Here is a 17462-nt window from a genome sequence, read left to right as displayed (position 1 = left end):
GCAGGCATATTGGGGACGGATATGGCGGCGGACAAAGAACTTGGCGGGCTCGACATCCAGTTGCTCGGTGACATCCTCGCCGATTTTGACCAGGTTTTTGCCGCAATGCCCGCAAGTGCAGGATGCCGGCTCATGGTGGTGGTCGACACGGGGCAGATGGTCGGGTAAGGGTTGGCGTCCGGCGCGGGGGCGTTTGGGTTTCGCCACTGTGCCGCAGGGCTGGCCATCCTGAAGCTGTTCGGCCTCCGCTTCGATGGCGGCAAGGTCAGTGTCCAAGGTTTCCTCGAACACGTCACGTTGCAGCGGCGGCAAGGTTTCGCTTTTCGCGCCGAAGCGGATACGCCGGATATGGGCGAGCTCGTGGGTCAGGGCTTCGATTTTGAGGTCTTTGGCTTGGATTTGCGCGTCTTTGAGATGCAACAGCTCCGCATCATGTACAGTTTGCTCAAGCAACGCCCGGATCATACCCGCCACTTGGCTTTTGGCAGCGGGGTCGAGGTCTAAACTGTCGAGTTCGGCGAGTGGGTTCATAGGTCATATTATACCAAAAAAACACCTGTATGCCTTGTCAATACTGGGTTTACCCCAAATTTTCGGCGTGCTTTTTAGGTGCCGGAACCTGTCTGTTCAGGGTTGCCAATGTGCGGCTGGGGCCGCCGACAAACGTTGCCAATCCACCCCGGCCACCAACCAGCGCCATTCGTCCGGCGTCATCGAAAAACAACTGTCCGTGGCTTTTGGCCAGACAAAACCGCCCCGGTGCAAACGGCGTTGGCACAACCAAACGCCGTTGCCGTCCCACAGCAACAGCTTCAGGCGGTTGCCCGCCCGGTTGCGGAACACGAACGCGGAGCCCGCGCACGGCGTATGCCCCAACCCCTGCTGGACGATGGCCGACAGGCCGTCGGCGCCCTTGCGCATATCTACGGGCGACACCGCCAGCCAAATGTGCGGCGGGCATGGGATCAGCCCAGGCATCGCCACAGCTCCGCCAGCCAAGCCGCCGACACGCCCGGCGGCAACTCAAGACTGTGGCCGCCCGCGTGCCGCAGCACAAAAGGTTCGGATGCCGGCACTTGGACTTGTACCGGAATGAAGGCCGGAGGCGGCGGCAATACCGGTTGCCCCCGACGGTATTCGCACAATCGTGCCGCAAAGGTTTTGGCGTTCAGTTGCTGTTGCCGGCAATAATCCGCTTGCGGCAGGCCGCTGGCCTGCCATGCTTCAATATGCCCAATCCACTTCTTTGATAATCCCACCGTTATTCCCCATACAAAAGGGCAAGGATGACAGTTCCTATCAGGTTTGCCTAGGTGGCTGGGTTAGACGTTTACACATTTGGACGCGCAAGGCTTTCTCAAACCCTTGGTGTGCAGATGATTGACCGCGAAGGCGATTCGGTTGCCCTCATCCATAGGGATGTGGCGTTAGTCCTAAACAACAAAACATAGCAAGGCCATGCGTAATAGCTGCTTACCATCAATCGTCTGTGGCAGCCTATCATGCAACGAACGTGTATTATCTACCACCATTAAAGCACTTTGGTGGGCGGGTTTCACACAACCTACCATATCGGCAGCATTCTCCACAATCTGAACGATTTCCAATAGTTCTGGCTTTGTTATTATTTGCCGAGTCTTTAGCCGTACCCCTTCTCGAAGCGCACGTCCGTAAAAACGCATCTGATCTCCATCCGCTTTTTTAAGAATAGGAAAATGCTTTACCGCCCCTCCACCCAAGTAACCAAAGGGGAAAATAGGCTGTGCCAGCCTTGCTACGCGCTCAACGCCATCATTCATACCTCGAATTACCGTAATTACATCTCGCGCGGATGCTAAACGCCACCCCCCTTTCATCGGCCCCTGTGGATCTTGATTGACAATCCAAGACATACTGATTCGAGGTCGTACCTTTTTCGTGGTAAAATCATTATGCCAACCGATTTGAGCGCTGCGATCAAAAGGCATCCAAGACGGAGCTGTAGGTTGTGGGTTAGTTTGAAGAACAGACTCACTCTCAGATAGATATATCTCTCCAAATTGACTGGCAAACGCTACAAACATATCTTTTTTCTGGGTAAGGGATAGATTATTGGGCTCAAAGCAGGGATCATAGTGATAGCCATCCCTAGCTAGATTCTCGCTAATAGTCTGGATAATCTTATTCATCTATCACTTAACCCAAGTTTGACAAAACAATTCCCTTCAAAAAGGGATAGCGACGGGCTGGCTCGTAAAAAGCTAATTGCGGATTATCCAATAAAAGCAAATCAATCGTTCTAGGAATCAAATTCTCATCGTCTGTTCCCCAAAGATCTTCAATCACAAGCACGCCCTGAGGCGCAAGCAATGGTGTCCACAGAGTTAGAGCTTGATAATTGATATGCGATGGCCCGAGATCAAGGACAATCAAGTCGTAGTTTTGGGAGATAATTTGAGCCTTATAAACGGTCTCGTTGCACAATGCATCTCCATGAATTAGAATTACTGGTAAATCGGACGACGCATCAATGACCGAGGCACTGTTTTCCTTATCGACCCCCACTACCAGTCCGCCGCCGAGTAAGCCGACGATACTACTAAAGAAATGCAATGAACCACCTTGACCATAACCAAGTTCAAGGACGTGCCGCCTAGATAGTTCGGACAAAGTCTCCTGGTAGAAAAAGAGATCGGTTGGCATCTTCACCGCTACCTTGCCTAGCCAGCGATATTCGCGTTCTGTCTCCACCTCGTGTTGCCAATACCATTTGTGATAGGCATTAGCGAGCCCAGCTTCGCTTTCTTTCTTCCCTTTGTGTAGTTCAAAGGTATCCAAATACGGGGCTACTAAAATTCCGTTATCAAACCAGAAGTTAAGATCCTCCTCGAAAGCCTTAAAATTACCAAAGTAAAGTAGGCGATGGAATGTTTCCAAATCTATTTGATAACACATATTACGAGCGGTGTGTTGAAGTTCCACATAATCCTTATATCGCACAAAACAAACATAGTAACTAAGTCTTACCACAATCGGCTTACTCATAGCCTAAACTTTTCCAAAGATAAACGGATTGATGGCTTTTTTCAAAGGGTCACCGCCATAGCCCTCTAGGATTTCCAAGTCGATAAACCCCGCTTCCTCTGCGGCGCTAGCAACAAGCATGGCATCTGCAACCTGAAGCACATGGACTTCACGGAAAGAATCAGCCATAGATATACATTCGAAGTTATATTCGGCCATCATGGTTTGATGATCGGCTGCCCAAAAACGGTATTTCAAAACAATATCTTGGGGACCACCGGGCCCAGCTTCGTAGTCCACAAAGAAATCGGGGGGTTGCGTGGCTGCATGGGGTGCATGAGCGACCTGAAGAAATAGTCCACCACCTGGATGCAATGCTTCTTTACATCGCATCAATACCGTACAAAGCTCTCCATAATCACGACAATAGTTAAGCGACCAGGAAAGAGCGGTAATTGCGTTAAATGCTTGTTGGTCATCAAGATCCTGCATGCGCCTGAGACGTACGCGGCTCATTCCGACCTTTTGACTGGCAAGTTGGAGCATAGCAGGTGCGGGATCCAAGCCAATTGGATCGAGTCCAGCGGCAAGAGCCTTCTCTAAAAAGACCCCCGTTCCGCAACCAATGTCGAGAATTCGACCAAGACCACCAATATTCTGAATCCGCTGAATGAGAAACTGGTGATCGTGTTGGTAGTGATGGGCCGGGGTATGAAGATCATAACGATCCCCAAAAGCACCGTAAAGTTGGTAGTTATTTGCATCAATCACTGGCAAGAGACTCCATGAGGACTGGCATCAGGGTGAACTGGCTGACAACCAGTGGGACAAATTGGGCTGCAACATCGGGAGATATGAGGTGGAACAGGTAGGTATGGCCAAAGCCCTTATCTATCAAAGTTGCAAGGATAGCAAGCAGGCGCTCCCGACGATGTTTGAGGCGCCCACCCTCTGGTTGGAGCTTGTGCAGCACACTCCAAAGCTCTCTGACGGTACCTTGCTTGATCCAGTCTCCGTAATTCTTTCCGCCAAAGGTGATTAGCTGGATGTACGGCAGGAGTCCCAGACCGTCACAAGTGGGACAGGGCTGCTCTCTTGCGCTTTCCAACAACTGCCGTTGCCAGTCTTGAAGGCCTTGGTCAAGGTTTTCACGAAGATGATGGTACAAGCCATCCCAGCGCAGCCAGGAGACCACTTCATTTGAGTTAATATTTGCTGTTTTCAGGAAACTCCCAGGACCAGGGCGGCACCAGAAGCCATGCAGAATCAAGTCCTGTTCTTTTGTCGACCAATCTTTTATCGGCTTCTTGGCAGGCCAAAGTCCCTCCTTGTTCATGCGCCTCAGGAATGGCAACAAAATGTTGCGGTGAACTCCCTTGAGAATTTCTAGTGCTCGGGGATGTAAGGCTACTTTCTCTTCGATTGGATGATCTGTCAGCCCAAAAATCAGGCGAGAATCATAAGTCATAATTAGCCCACTACCCTTGCAAGCAATACATTTGCCTCGCTGCCCGTTATGTTGTAAGTCGTATGGCGATATTTTAAGGGGGCCAATAAGCATACCTTCGAGGTCAATTAGACGCCTAGTATAACTATGCAGAAGATGGCCATCTTCGCACAGCTCTACATAACCGCCACCAACGGCAATGGCTGTATCGAGAGTTTCCTGACGTTGTTGCATGTTGGCATCTTGAGGGCAATAAAAGGGTATACCGCCAACCCGGATTTTGGCGATATTTTTAGCCTCAAGCCACTGATAACCCTGAGATACCAACTGCTTACGCCGCTCTTCTATAAGGCTAGTGGGTAGATTATTTCCCCAAATGTAGATATCCTGAATTATAGGGTGTACAAAAAGCTCAGCTTTTGGATGTTCTTGCCAGCATTTTAGGATATTTTGAATAGAAAAACGGGAATCGCCTATCATTTGAAGTTCAAGCATGAGAGTCAGAAGTTCGCGATCCAGTCCGCCATATTCAATTAGGCGTGTTTGACCCAACTTCTCTGGATGAAAGACAACGGTGGGAGTAGAAACTACAGTTCCCTGAGGGGAGGTGCTGGGCGGAATGTCGTCGCCAAGTAGACGTCGTAGCCAACGCAAGGTGCTTGCAGCTGTGGCTGCATTGATCGTCATCGCCTCCTTGTTTGGAGTAAGCAGGGATAGTTCCTTCGCTACTCCAGCTTTCCCAAAGTTAAGCAGCATTCTCCCTGTGGCGGTATCTGTATGGCATAATTGGTCGGGGCTCCCGGTAGCAACCACAGTACCCCCTTTTGGTCCGCTGCCTGGACCAAATTCGATAATCCAGTCGCTGGCGGCCACAATTGAGAGGTTGTGCTCAACTAAGATAACTGTATTCTTGCCATCGGCGAGAACGTGATCCAGGGCATTAAGCAGATTGGCGACATCTCTTTTGTGAAGTCCAGAGGCAGGTTCGTCGAGCAGAAGCACAAAACCGTGTGGATTATTGAGGTTAAGCTGGCGGGCAATGCGCAAACGCTGGATCTCTCCGCCGCTCAAGGTATCTAAACGACGCCCTAGGGAAAGGTGGCCAAGCCCAAGGTTGGTGATGGATTTAATGAAGGGAATAAAGGGAGCAACTGCTGGGTGATGCAAATCGAGCAGTTGCTCCATGGTTTTGTCGAGGAGTTGGGAAAAGTTGAGGCCGTGATCATGAATGGATAGCACCAGACTGCCAAAACGAGAGCCCCCACAGCTGGAACAGGGAATCCAATGTTCACCATCTTTCGTCTCACCAATACCAAGGCACCCAGAGCATCGACCACAACCACTGTTTAGCCCAAAATCCCGGTCATTGAGCTTTGCGTGTATGGTCTGAGGCAGTTTGCCGTAATGGCTGCGTAGCGCTTTAGCTAAATCCAGGAAAGTTGCCACGGTGCTGTGTCGATTGGCTGGCGGCGTGCCCTGATCAAGGCTGATCACCTCATTGATATGTTGAGTGACCTCAATTTCACGCCAGCTTTGGGGATTTGGATTCTGGGGATTATTGAGCGCTGGTTTGAGCACACCGTGAACAAAGCTGGATTTGCCAGAACCGGAAATACCGGTAATACAAATCAAATGCCCAAGAGGAATGGATACATCTTGATTGTTTAAGTTGTGACAACAGGCACCACGAATCAAAAGATAAGGCCCATTCACATCCACGGGTCGCGCAACCCGTTTCATTTCCACGGGCGACTCCCACCATTGCTCAGGTACGGAGCCGACATAAGTAATCTGCCCGCCTTTAGGTCCGCCACTGGGGCCAAGCTGAATAAAGTGATCGGCTACTTGAGCCAGCTGTTGCCGATGTTCATTAATAATGAGCGTGTGTTGTCCGCGCAATTGTTCTAGGGTCTCAGTCAATCTGAGAACATCTTCGTCGTGAAGACCACGGGCGGGTTCATCAAGTAAAAGGCAAAGCCCACGGTGACGCCCATCAAAAACAGCGGCAAGACGAATGCGCCTGGATTCCCCTTCGCTGATTTCAAGCATGCCGCGATCAGCACTCAGATGGGAAAGTCCAACACCAACTAAGCTTTCAGTAAGGCGCGAAATCTGAGCTAGGAAGGGAGCCGCCTCAGAAGGAAGTGTTTGAGCAAAAATTGATGAAGGCTGACAGAGTGCTGCTAGTTCATCAAAATTCATTTGTAGTATACCGTCGATAGTTTGATGGCCAAGTATCAGAGAACGGGCAGCATGAGACCAGCGGGTTCCTTGACACAGGGAGCAGCGACCATCTCGAATCAAAAAAGCCAGATGCTCTCCAGTTTTACTGCCATTGATAATGTGTTTCATAATGCTAGGAACCAAGCCGGGATAGGGGCGTGGTTTGCTCATTTTGCGCAAAGTGCTAGGTTCAATATCGGTAATTAGAGCAGCACCACTGCCGTTCAAGATCAGATTCTGCGCTTCCTTACTTAATTGGTTCCAAGGGATATCGGGATCAAAACCAGCCATGCCCCGCAGACCTTCGATGGTAGAGTGCTGGATGTTGACGAACTTATAATTCTTGGTACTCCAAAGGGCACAGGCTCCTTGATGCATGGAGCGTTGAGAATTATTGATGAGCGCATCAATGTCTATGGTCGCAGCTTTGCCCAAGCCCCGGCACTCGGGGCAGGCTCCACTGGCCTCGTGATCGGGGGCATTAAAAGAAAGAAGATGGTGATCTGCTGGACGATAAATCCTTTGATCCATTGGTGTCACCCAGTGGTGGCGTGAATCAAGCCCAGGCCCGTTGGGGCCTTGAAAATCTTGTATATTGCTATGTAGGGTTTCCACAAAAACTTTTCCTTCACCTGCTTTAAAAGCAAGGTCGAGGAGATCTCGAAGTTTCTGGTCGTTCTTTACGGTTCGCGTGCCAAGGTTGATGCTTCCAATCTCTACCTCCACAAGATGCCGAGACTTGAGCGAAAGTGGTTTGAAATTAGCAAGGAGAATTAGACGTCCGTTTTCCCATTGTTGTGGTGAATCGGTCTCACTACGTACGATGACTGATTTGAGGCCAAGGTCAAGTAGGCGCTGAGCCATGTCCATGCCATCGCTGGCTACAAAGGAAAGAGGAATCGCCCAAACCACAATATTCCCAGAATGATGCTCAAGCAACCAGTCTGTATAGTCGATCGCATTGGGCCTATTGACCGGATGCCCCGTCGCGCGGGACACTGGGTAGGACCAGCGCAAAAACATCTGGCGCAGCAATGACAAAAGTCCGCTGGCAGTTCCTACCGTCGTTCTCGAGGAAGCGCGGAATGCCCTTTGACCTACATGGATTGTAGCGGGCAGCGCTCCCACAAATGCATGATTCAAAGGAGGATCGAGGTGATTTTGTCCGACACCAAGAAAATCCTTCAAACGCTGATTGCCCTCTGTGGCCAGAACGTTTTTTAAAAGTGAACTTTTACCAGAACCGGACATCCCCACCACCATAGAAATACCGCCTATGGGGAAATGAACATCTACATCGCGCAGATTGTTGGCATCCGCTCCAATAACTTCAATAGTGTCAATCTTCAGACGCTCCATTGAGGCTCTTCCTGTAGATGTAAAACATAGATTTCACGTGTCTGAAACTCATGTGGAAACATAGTAAATTGTGCAGTACAGGCACCGCGATAGTGAAGCGCGCGTTTATTGGAAACAAAGATGGCATCACCTGGTGCCAGATGTATGGGCTCTGATACGGCCAAGGCACTCTCATGGATTTGTGCTAAATAAGCTTCCAAATCCTCGGGCAGAGAATTAAGCCGTCTTGCAGCTGCACGCAAGGTCTCTGGATGGAAACGAATGGCATCACTTTCTACAATCAGGCCAGACCAAGCACTTTGCTTTCGCTCATCAACCATATCTACCTGGGTTTCGGTCAAAAATGTGAGGGTTTCTGTGGCTCCTACTTTTTCCAAGTGGTTGATCAAATCAGACAGCAATGCCACGCGGGACACCCCCATCTTTGGATCTGGATCAGACTTAATACAGTGAATCACCGTAGCTGCTGGTGGTATTGGAGCTGTGTTAAGGTCTGTATGAAAATGGCCTTCTTTAATGGTTTGGGAAAGCTCCTCAGTCCAAGGCGACATTTTGAAATGCTTAACGATTTTTTGGTCTCGGTAAGGCTTAAATCGCGCAGGCAAGCTTAAGGCGGCAAGCAGAGTGGACGCCCCGTTATCCGTAGGCATATTGCGAACAACCATATGATGATTAGTTTTCCATGCATTGCTTACCTGATCGACAAAGTCATGCCATTCTGGTTCGAATGTGAAATCAAGTTGTGATGACGCTGGATCGAGAAAGTATTGCTCAAGGCTATCAATCCTATGTGTTTTAGCGGTAACTTCTAAAAGATGGGACACAGCAGGTGACATAGTAATTTCAATGGTATTCATCAGGCTTTATTCTCATTATGTGCTAGTCAATTTATATCCTATTAACTTTACTCTTTGGAAAGCTTGGCTACTTTGTAGCACAGGTTTTTGAAGTAGCCTTAACTTATGATTACAAACATTATCAGCCCTTAATTTGATGACCGTTGAAACCGGAAGAGAAGTTTGTGTTTGAATTGGTGATCCAGAAGAGCCTGCACTGATGGATACTTGAAAACATCCTGTTCTACAGGATTATAGTGTGCCCAGCCGCTATCTCGTAATGGACGAACTGAAGGTGAAAATCCAGTTATACTGACCGCTCTCATCAAGTCTAGGGGAGAATGATCATAGACAACGTGGCCTTGAATTTGAAGGGCTTCTTTCCATCTAGGCCAAAGGGGATTTTCAGTATGGCAACCAGACACCATATAAGCAAAGGCTCCTGGCTTAAGAACGCGCCCCATCTGTTTGCTTATGAACTGTAGATCGTCAAAGAATGGCAAAACTTCGTGGGAAAGCAAGAGATCAACAGAGGTGTCAGGAATACGATTCCACTCCTTTTCACTGAGAATTTGAACATGCCCCCGAAAGATACCAAGCTTCTGCTGGGCGGCGTTTCGCGCTGGTTTTAAGGGCTCAATGCCGATTATGCTTGCAGGTTTAAATCGGTCTATGGCAAGTTCAAGCAACCCGCCGCGATGACATCCGACATCCAATATGGTAGCTCCTGCCTCTATGGCTCGATCTGCTTGGATATGACCCAGCAAAGCACGCCAAAAGAGGAGGTTTCTTTTTTCTAGGCGAACATCTTCAGCATGGTCGAACATGAAGATGCGCTTAATTTCTGCCATATCAGGGGCATCTTTGAGGCGCACAGCTGCGAGCATTCACATCGCCAGCGGTTGGGTCAATGCCATAATGCAACACAAATAAGTCAATGGATTCTTGGAATGCTGCTTCCAAGTTAGCGCGATCTTCTAGCCCACGCATGCCAAAGTAGGGGAAGTGGTGGAGAAATTTACCAAAGAGGAAGTTACTGTCCATCTCATAAGCTCTCGTATCCAATATGTGGGCATGCCAAAACTCATCAATAGGACCAGTAGGGCAAATCTTCTTCTCAGGATAGCGGATGTTGAGCGCAAGAAATTTGCGGTATAAATCTTCAACTTCCTGGCAAAACTCGCCAGTCCAGCCATGTTCTTCAACAAGCTTACGGGTAAGCATGGAAAAATCGATAGTTTCAACTTTGGTCAAAGCCTCTTGAAGCTGATGATCATCATTTAGAAGCGCACGCGACTCTTCAAAGTTCAGTGGGGCAGTACTGCTGACACTCATTTTGTTTCTCCTGGATAAATGGTCGAGAGTATAATCATCACTTTTTCAAGGTGCAGTCAATCACAAACTTTTAAAATGACATTAGGGGTATGTATTAATTGCTTTTGGCAAATATATTTCTGATTGGCGAGATGCTTTAGCCAAATCCAGTATTACGCGAAAGGACGGCGTATATTAAACGCTATTTCATTTGAGGAGGCCGTATCATGCCGATAAACCGCGTTCAATTCCAACCGGGGCTGTCGAGGCCTGCGTTTCTTAAGCAGTTCGGCAGCGAAGCGCAAGTGAGGCCGAATTTGAGCAAAGCCCGCTGAACTGAGGGTTTTTCTGCCCCTGTTGTGGCGGAACCGGCCATAGCGTGTTTAAAAATCAGTTTCCACAAAACATTCCAGTGCAAAGCCTGCTGCCGCCAAACGTGACTGACCGCCGGGACGCTCTTCCAAAGCACCCGCTCGCCGTTGACGGTTTGGTTTTTGGCGACCTACCTCACATCAGCCTAGCCCCGAAAGGGCTGACCGCATTGGCTTTGAAGAGGCTGTTGAGTGTCAGTTATCCCACGGCATAGCTACTCCAGCACAAGCTGATGACAGCGATGTTCGAGCGTGATGTGAACTACACCCTCAGCGGCAGGGTCGACATTGATGACACCTATCTTGGCGGCGAACTCATCGGCAGCAAAGCGGACTGGTGGGCTGAAACAAAGCGCCTTTTGTTACCTAAATCACCTACTGTTGACACCGCGCTGTCGTTTGATGACAGCGGACATCCTTTATATACTTCAAACGGTCAAGTTTTCGGTTTTAGGATTAGCCGTTCGCCCTGAGCTTGTCGAAGGGTGGACGGCTAATCCGCCCATGGTTCGACAGGCTCACCACGAGCGGATTAACCGAAAACTTGACCGTTCAAAGTATACATCAAGCTATCCCCCGCCCCGGGTTTCATTAGCAAGGCTATTGCCGACTGAGTGAAAACCAACTTGGAACCCGGCTGTACCGTCTTATCCGATGGGCTGGTCTGCTTCGCGGCGGTGACCGGTACGGGTTGCCAACACGAGGCGATCATTTTTGAAGGCATCTAATCTGTGCGAACTAGCCGGCAAATAATTGTTGCAAAAGCAGAGCTAAGTCAGCATCTGCCAGTCAACCTTTTACTAATCCATAGCTACCTGTGTCCTGCTTCGGATAATTTTATATTGATACCTGATTTTACGCACTCATTCCCCTAAAGGGTAATGGTCTATCTTCATCACTATCTATTAGTATAAAAAAATTTTAAGTTTGGTCGATTATCGATATTATGGCTTGGTGTTAAGTTATAACTATAATACCTAAAAAATATTTTGATTATTCTATATAATCGTTTTAGTTATGTCAATTAATGTGCTTGATTGCTTGTTATAGTCTTATTGGCTATACTTGAAATCATGGAAAATAAACACTTAGAAAACCTTATTCCGAATGGGCTAGACCATTTAAGCCGCGCACAAAGGGAGCGTTTGGCCTACATTGAATTCCGCCTGTATTTTCTTGGGGAAGCGCGGCGCCAGGATTTAATCCAACGGTTTGGGATAGCGCCTGCCGTCGCCACCAGGGACTTTGCCCAATACCGGGACACCTTCCCGGAAAACATCAATTTCGACAGCAAAACTAAACGGTATGTGTTGGGGGATGGTTTCACGGCGGCGTTCCGACACGCTTCGGAGCGGGTGTTAACGGCCTTATCCCAAGGTTTTGGTGAGGGCGGGTCTAGCATGGGCGCTTTGCTGGCTTGCGAACTTCCGCTGACGTTAAATAACCCGTCCATCGACATCCTCGCGCCGGTCACACGGGCTATCTATAATAAAAAAGCAGTCCGCATGGAATATAAATCGTTCACCAGCGGGGCGACCGTCCGTGAAATCATTCCGTTCGCCTTAGTCAATGATGGCCTCCGTTGGCATGTCCGTGCGTATGACCGGAAATCCTCCGAGTTCCGTGACTTTGTCCTTACCAGGATGTTGGCAACCACGTCGGTTGACAATAGCCCCATTGAAAGCCATGAGCTACCTGGGGCGGATATACAATGGAACCGGATAGTGGAACTGGACTTGGTACCGCACCCAAACCAAGAACATTCCCAAATTATTGAAGGCGACTATGGCATGATAGCGGGGGTGTTGCGGATAAATGTCAGGGCGGCCACCGCCGGCTATGTGCTTCGGCATTGGCTTGTCGATTGTTCGCCAGACCACCGCCTTAAAGGCAATGAATATCGGCTTTGGCTTAGGAACCACCTTGCCTTATATAACGTATCAAGCGCAGTGTTTGCGCCTGGGTACGAGGCGCCGTTATAGCTTTAACAGAGCCGTCCGAAAAACGGATGGGGATTACATGATGGGCAATTTTTGAACATACTGTGAACGCTTATTACAACGCAGAAATTTCCGCCGGCTCCCTGATGCCCTTGGAAAGCCGCCGTATCGCGGCATTTTTATTGGGCCGTCCTGACGATAAGGCCTGGAAACAGGCCTTAGTTGACGATAACCTCTTGCAAAAGAAAGCGCCGGCCACGGCGTTACGCCAAGCCGGTTTGATCAGAAAACGCCTGAAGACGCTTGATGACACCGGTTGGGACATGATCGCCCATCGGGAAAAAGAGGTGAGCATCCAACTTTTATTGGTTGCCGCCGCCAAGCACAGCCAATTGCTGGCCGATTATATAAGGGACGTTTATATCGGCCATCAACGCCGGTTAGATTTGGCGCTATCCCCGCTCGATTGGGACGGCTTCTTAAGCGAATGCCGGCATAGGGACCCGTCCGTGGCGCACTGGTCGGCCGCAACACAAGCCAAATTATTCCAGGTTATCCGCCGTATCCTGGCCGAAGCCAACTATCTTGAAAATTCCGGCAGCATGAAACTGACCCCGCAATCTTTACATCCCGATGTCCGGCATTACCTGTCGGCCCATGGCGACACCGCCTTAATCGGACTGCTGGAGCGGGTCTGATGGCATTGACTTTTGAAGAACGGCTCAATCAAATCCTGCCGAAAATTGCCTCCGATGACTTCTTAAACAGCAAAGGCCTCGGCAATGAAATTGGCTTTTGGATTTTTGACTATCCGCCCGAACGCGAACTGGACATGCGGGATTTTCTGACCCGGACGGTGATCGCCCGGCTGAACAAGTCACAACCGCCCATCCGTGCGGCAGCCGTTAACGTATTTGACCTCGTGATCCAAGTGCTTGAGGAACGCAAGCTGCTCGACAAGGCTATCGAAATGCAGCGCACTAAAGGTGACGATGCTATCCTGTCCGCCTTACGCCCCGTGCTTAAGGAAGACAAATTGGCGCAAAAAATCGTGGCGATGGCCGGTCTGGACAACTGCGACGTGCTGATCCTGTGGGGGGTCGGCAGCGCGTATCCCCTGCTGAGGACGCACACCTTACTGTCGGCGCTGCATCCCTTAATGGGCAGAACACCGTTACTGATGTTTTACCCGGGCCGTTACGACGGCTATTCATTGCGCCTGTTCAACAAACTGTCCGAAGACCATTACTACCGTGCCTTCAGGTTGATACCTGAAGCGCAATAACACCGCCGCCAATAGAGAAAAGAGCCAGATGGAAATAAAGGAACTGTTCACCAAGCCGATTGACCGCCCGATCAATGGGGTCATCAAGGCCGACCAATTGGATGCGGAAAGCATCTGGCAGGAATTGGAAGAGTACGTCGTCACCCAACAGCTTACCGAATACTTCCGCAAATTCTTCGACGCTTACCTGGCCGCCGCCGAACAGCCCAAAGACCCGACCATTACCGCCCGGATGGGCGTTTGGGTTTCCGGGTTCTTCGGCTCAGGGAAATCCCATTACATCAAAATCCTCTCCTACTTGTTGGAAAACCGTGAGGCGGTTGACCCCAACACCGGCGACCGGAAAAAAGCGGCGGATTTCTTTGACGGACAGAAAATCAAAGACCCGTTGCTGTTGGCGGACATCCATCGGGCCATTAAAGGGACTGCCGATGTCATCCTGTTTAACATCGATGCCAAAGCGGACGCCAAATCCGAACGCGACGCCATTGTCCAAGTGTTTCTGCGGGTGTTTAACGAAAAGCTGGGGCTGTGTGGTGATGCCCCGCATATCGCCGAAATGGAGCGTTACCTGATCGCCAAAGGGGCTTACGGCACCTTTAAAACCGTCTTCCAAAGCCAAAACGGCAATGCCTGGGAACAGGAACGCGATGCGGTGGACTTCCTGCGTGATGACGTGGTCGCCGCCTTGGCGCAAGCCCTCAACATGACGGAAGCATCCGCCGGACGTTGGTTTGACAACGCCCGTGACAGCTACCGCATCAACATTGAAGGCTTGGCAAAGTTGGTGCGGGACTATTTGGACAGCAAACCCGACGGCCACCGGGTCATTTTTCTGGCCGATGAAGTCGGGCAGTTTATCGGCGACAACACCCAACTGATGCTCAGCCTGCAAACTATCGTCGAGCAGTTGGGCACGCTGTGCCAAGGACGCGCCTGGGTGATCGTCACCAGCCAAGAAGATATTGACGCTGCCATCGGCGGCACCAACAAAACCCAGTCCCAAGACTTTTCCAAAATCCAAGCCCGCTTCCATACCCGCTTGTCCTTGGCCAGCTCCAACACCGACGAAGTGATTGGTGAGCGTTTGCTGTCCAAAACCGAAGCCGCCCATGTGGCCTTACGCGACATCTATGCCCAAAAAGGCGACATTATCAACAACCAACTGTCATTTCAGGGCAATACCACCCACCTGCGGGGCTTTAAGGATGCGGCGGAATTTGTCGCCTTTTATCCGTTTACCCCTTACCAATTCCAACTCTTACAAAAAATCTTCGAGTCGGTCCGCAAAGTGGGGGCGACCGGCAAACATTTGTCACGCGGTGAACGCTCCTTATTGGACGCCTTCCAGTCGGCGGCAGTGCAAAACGCCGGCAAGGCCATTAACGCCCTAATACCCTTGTATGACTTTTATCCGTCCATCGACAGTTTTATTGACAGCATCGCCAAAAAGTCGATTGACCAAGCCCCTGATAACCCGGCACTGGAACCCTACGACACCCAATTGCTCAAGGCCTTGTTCCTGATCCGCTACATTTCAGAAACCATCAAGCCCACCATCGACAATTTGGCGACGCTGTGTCTTGAGGAAGTCGATGCCGACAAACTCAAGCTCAAACGCCGTATCCAAGAATCATTGGCCCGGCTGGAGCAACAGCAACTGGTCAGCCGTAACGGCGACCACTGGTTTTTCCTGACCAATGAAGAACGCGATGTCGCCAGGGAACTCGGCCATGTCGAGGTGTCAGCTTCAGAACGTGCCCGCTTGCTGTCCGAACTGGTTTTCGAGGACATCCTCCGCAGCCAAACCAAAGTCCGCCACCGTGACACCAAAGGCGACTACGAATTTAACCGCCTGCTTGATGGTGCGCCGTGGAAAACCGCCCACCATGCCTTAACGCTGGAAATACTCACGCCCTTAGGCGATGACTATGAAAAGCTGTACGAGGCCACCTGTGTATTACGCAGCAGCGAATCGGCAGGCCGGGCTATCCTGCGCATGGCGGAAGGCCAACGCCTTTATGAAGAGCTGACGCTGTACCTGCAAATTGAAAAATACATCATCAGCCCTAAGGCCGACCAAGCCACGCCATCATTAAAACGCATCCTCGCTGACCGTAAGGATGAAAACCGCGAGCGGAAACTGCGCCTGACCGAACAGCTCGGCACACTGATGGTGACCGGGGATTTTTATGTGCTGGGGCAAAAACCCGACCTTAAGGCGGGACTTAACCCGGCTGGCTTGCTGGATGAACTGGGCAATTATTTGATCGGCAACACCTACTACAAACTGCCCTATCTCAAATACCGCACACCTGACCCCGTCGCCGAAATCAAAGCCGTCCTTGCCGGCGATGACATTAGGCCGCTGTTGCCGGATACCCAAAACGAAGAACTCAACCCGCTCGCGGTCAACGAACTGCGCCAATACCTGTTACTGGCGGCTTCAGAAAAGCGCGTGTTGCTGTCCGACCTCATCGACCGGTTTACCGGCATCCCGTGGGGCTGGAAACCGGAATGGGAGATCGTCTTGCTAGTCGCCCGGCTTTACATGGTGGGTGAGATCAAATTGATGCTCGAAGGCGCTGACATTGAACCCAAAGCGGCCATAGACCCCTTGACCAAAGCCGTCCGTTTTAAACAAGTCTCCCTGCTCAAACGAAAATCGGCGGATAGCGTCTCGCTCAAACGCGCACGCGACTTGCACCGTGAATTGTTTGCCAAACTGCCTAGGGAAGAGGAGGACGGTTTGGTCGCGGATATCCGTGACAGCTTCACGCTCTGGCAAAACGAACTCAAAAACACCAGCCATGTGGCGGCGGGGAAATATCATCCCGGCAAAACCGTCATTGACCAGACCCTTGCCAAGATAGGCAAACAACTGGCGATCCGCGACAGTTACGAATTCATCGACACCTTCCTGGCGGGCAAAGACGATTGGCTGGATTTGCGGGAAGACAGCCACGATGTCACCAGTTTCTACAGAACCCAACTGACAACCTGGCAGCGTATGTTGGACGCATTGGCTAATTTTGCCGACAACCACGAAGCCTTGCAGCAAGACGGTAACGCCGCCAACGCCCTCAAAGAGCTAAACCTTATCCGGGATAATCCGGCCCCATACGGCCAGATCAACCGTATCGCCCCTTTACTCGGCACGGTCGGCGCGGTTAACGGGCGACTGGCGGACAGCGAACGGGAAAACGCCTTATTGGCCATTGGGGAGAAGCTGGCCGAAATTGACACCGCCCTGACGCAAGTGCAAGCGGATATGGCTTTGCGCAATAAGGCCTTATACCCGCTGCAACAGCTCAAAAGCAAAATTGCCGGATTGGCCAGCATCCCCCAAATCCGCTATCTGGGCGAACAGACCGGCACCTTATTGGATACGGCAATGGATAAGATTGCCGCCAGCCAAAAGCCGCCGCTGGTTGGCGATAAAGCGCCCGGCACGGCAACCGTCAGCAAACCCAGCAACCACACCGCGCCAAAACCTGTTAAAGTGCTTAATGCCCAAGCGCTCAGTGACAAAAGCTATCTGGAAACCGAAGCGGAAGTGGACGCTTACCTTGCCAAACTCAGGCAATCCCTGATGGCCATACTGCGGGAAGGCAAAAAAGCCCGGATTCAGTGAAATCCGCAATGACTTGCATTTTCTCCGGCGATACTCAATAATTTGTTGAA

14 protein-coding genes and 1 pseudogene are annotated in these 17462 nt (G+C 50.5%); 5 read left to right on the top strand and 10 right to left on the bottom strand.

Going from position 1 to position 17462, the window contains the following annotated elements; all coding sequences use genetic code 11:
• Positions 1-54: 54 nt before the first annotated feature.
• The 10 genes and pseudogenes from AADEFJLK_RS21415 to AADEFJLK_RS21370 all read right to left on the bottom strand — a co-directional run.
• Positions 55-465: pseudogene (locus AADEFJLK_RS21415) on the bottom strand (transposase domain-containing protein); the annotation flags it as partial.
• Between the two features lie 162 nt (positions 466-627).
• Positions 628-978 carry an IS66 family insertion sequence element accessory protein TnpB gene (gene tnpB, locus AADEFJLK_RS21410; protein WP_103975710.1) on the bottom strand — a complete coding sequence of 117 codons (351 nt, stop codon included), beginning with the start codon at positions 976-978 and terminating at the stop codon, positions 628-630.
• Complete coding sequence (gene tnpA / locus AADEFJLK_RS21405) at positions 966-1259, bottom strand: IS66 family insertion sequence element accessory protein TnpA (RefSeq protein ID WP_103975709.1); 294 nt, start codon at positions 1257-1259, stop codon at positions 966-968. The genes tnpB and tnpA overlap by 13 nt, the downstream gene beginning before the upstream one ends.
• Before the next feature lie 174 nt (positions 1260-1433).
• The gene (locus tag AADEFJLK_RS21400; RefSeq protein WP_103975708.1) at positions 1434-2168 is read right to left on the bottom strand and encodes a hypothetical protein; all 735 of its coding nucleotides are present in this window, start codon (positions 2166-2168) and stop codon (positions 1434-1436) included.
• A 7-nt stretch (positions 2169-2175) separates the two neighbouring features.
• On the bottom strand, positions 2176-3024 hold the full coding sequence (locus AADEFJLK_RS21395; protein WP_103975707.1) for a CmcI family methyltransferase: 849 nt from the start codon (positions 3022-3024) through the stop codon (positions 2176-2178).
• Between the two features lie 3 nt (positions 3025-3027).
• Positions 3028-3774, bottom strand: a complete 747-nt coding sequence (locus AADEFJLK_RS21390) for a class I SAM-dependent DNA methyltransferase (protein ID WP_103975706.1) — start codon at positions 3772-3774, stop codon at positions 3028-3030.
• Positions 3767-8032: an ATP-binding cassette domain-containing protein gene (locus tag AADEFJLK_RS21385; RefSeq protein ID WP_103975705.1), complete on the bottom strand. Its 4266-nt coding sequence runs from the start codon at positions 8030-8032 to the stop codon at positions 3767-3769. Before AADEFJLK_RS21385 ends, AADEFJLK_RS21390 begins: the two co-directional genes overlap by 8 nt.
• Positions 8020-8889: a TauD/TfdA dioxygenase family protein gene (locus AADEFJLK_RS21380; RefSeq protein ID WP_103975704.1), complete on the bottom strand. Its 870-nt coding sequence runs from the start codon at positions 8887-8889 to the stop codon at positions 8020-8022. The genes AADEFJLK_RS21385 and AADEFJLK_RS21380 overlap by 13 nt, the downstream gene beginning before the upstream one ends.
• Before the next feature lie 128 nt (positions 8890-9017).
• Positions 9018-9755, bottom strand: a complete 738-nt coding sequence (locus AADEFJLK_RS21375; RefSeq protein ID WP_103975703.1) for a class I SAM-dependent methyltransferase — start codon at positions 9753-9755, stop codon at positions 9018-9020.
• The gene (locus AADEFJLK_RS21370) at positions 9721-10203 is read right to left on the bottom strand and encodes a glycine-rich domain-containing protein (protein WP_103975702.1); all 483 of its coding nucleotides are present in this window, start codon (positions 10201-10203) and stop codon (positions 9721-9723) included. Before AADEFJLK_RS21370 ends, AADEFJLK_RS21375 begins: the two co-directional genes overlap by 35 nt.
• A 583-nt stretch (positions 10204-10786) precedes the next feature.
• Between AADEFJLK_RS21370 and AADEFJLK_RS26135 the strand changes: the two genes are divergently transcribed.
• The 5 genes from AADEFJLK_RS26135 (at position 10787) to brxC (ending at position 17412) form a co-directional block, all read left to right on the top strand.
• Positions 10787-11026, top strand: a complete 240-nt coding sequence (locus tag AADEFJLK_RS26135) for a hypothetical protein (RefSeq protein WP_103975701.1) — start codon at positions 10787-10789, stop codon at positions 11024-11026.
• 600 nt (positions 11027-11626) lie between these two features.
• Complete coding sequence (locus AADEFJLK_RS21360; protein WP_103975700.1) at positions 11627-12535, top strand: WYL domain-containing transcriptional regulator; 909 nt, start codon at positions 11627-11629, stop codon at positions 12533-12535.
• Between the two features lie 62 nt (positions 12536-12597).
• Positions 12598-13191, top strand: coding sequence for a DUF1819 family protein (locus AADEFJLK_RS21355; RefSeq protein ID WP_211299298.1), 594 nt, complete (start codon positions 12598-12600; stop codon positions 13189-13191).
• Entirely contained in the window at positions 13191-13778 is a 588-nt protein-coding gene (locus tag AADEFJLK_RS21350) for a DUF1788 domain-containing protein (protein WP_103975699.1), read from the top strand. Before AADEFJLK_RS21355 ends, AADEFJLK_RS21350 begins: the two co-directional genes overlap by 1 nt.
• 28 nt (positions 13779-13806) lie before the next feature.
• Positions 13807-17412 carry a BREX system P-loop protein BrxC gene (brxC, locus tag AADEFJLK_RS21345; protein WP_103975698.1) on the top strand — a complete coding sequence of 1202 codons (3606 nt, stop codon included), beginning with the start codon at positions 13807-13809 and terminating at the stop codon, positions 17410-17412.
• Positions 17413-17462: the final 50 nt, after the last annotated feature.

The sequence above is a fragment of the Methylovulum psychrotolerans genome (assembly GCF_002923755.1).
Classification (GTDB): Bacteria; Pseudomonadota; Gammaproteobacteria; order Methylococcales; family Methylomonadaceae; genus Methylovulum; species Methylovulum psychrotolerans.
This window is presented reverse-complemented; position numbering and strand designations above follow the sequence as displayed.

Bases quoted from the DNA above. Each gene is read 5' to 3' on its own strand.
- tnpB (WP_103975710.1), bottom strand. From the start codon at position 978: ATGCCTGGGCTGATCCCATGCCCGCCGCACATTTGGCTGGCGGTGTCG.
- AADEFJLK_RS21400 (WP_103975708.1), bottom strand. From the start codon at position 2,168: ATGAATAAGATTATCCAGACTATTAGCGAGAATCTAGCTAGGGATGGC.
- AADEFJLK_RS21395 (WP_103975707.1), bottom strand. From the start codon at position 3,024: ATGAGTAAGCCGATTGTGGTAAGACTTAGTTACTATGTTTGTTTTGTG.
- AADEFJLK_RS21385 (WP_103975705.1), bottom strand. From the start codon at position 8,032: ATGGAGCGTCTGAAGATTGACACTATTGAAGTTATTGGAGCGGATGCC.
- AADEFJLK_RS21380 (WP_103975704.1), bottom strand. From the start codon at position 8,889: ATGAATACCATTGAAATTACTATGTCACCTGCTGTGTCCCATCTTTTA.
- AADEFJLK_RS21375 (WP_103975703.1), bottom strand. From the start codon at position 9,755: ATGCTCGCAGCTGTGCGCCTCAAAGATGCCCCTGATATGGCAGAAATT.
- AADEFJLK_RS21370 (WP_103975702.1), bottom strand. From the start codon at position 10,203: ATGAGTGTCAGCAGTACTGCCCCACTGAACTTTGAAGAGTCGCGTGCG.
- AADEFJLK_RS26135 (WP_103975701.1), top strand. From the start codon at position 10,787: ATGACAGCGATGTTCGAGCGTGATGTGAACTACACCCTCAGCGGCAGG.
- AADEFJLK_RS21360 (WP_103975700.1), top strand. From the start codon at position 11,627: ATGGAAAATAAACACTTAGAAAACCTTATTCCGAATGGGCTAGACCAT.
- AADEFJLK_RS21350 (WP_103975699.1), top strand. From the start codon at position 13,191: ATGGCATTGACTTTTGAAGAACGGCTCAATCAAATCCTGCCGAAAATT.
- brxC (WP_103975698.1), top strand. From the start codon at position 13,807: ATGGAAATAAAGGAACTGTTCACCAAGCCGATTGACCGCCCGATCAAT.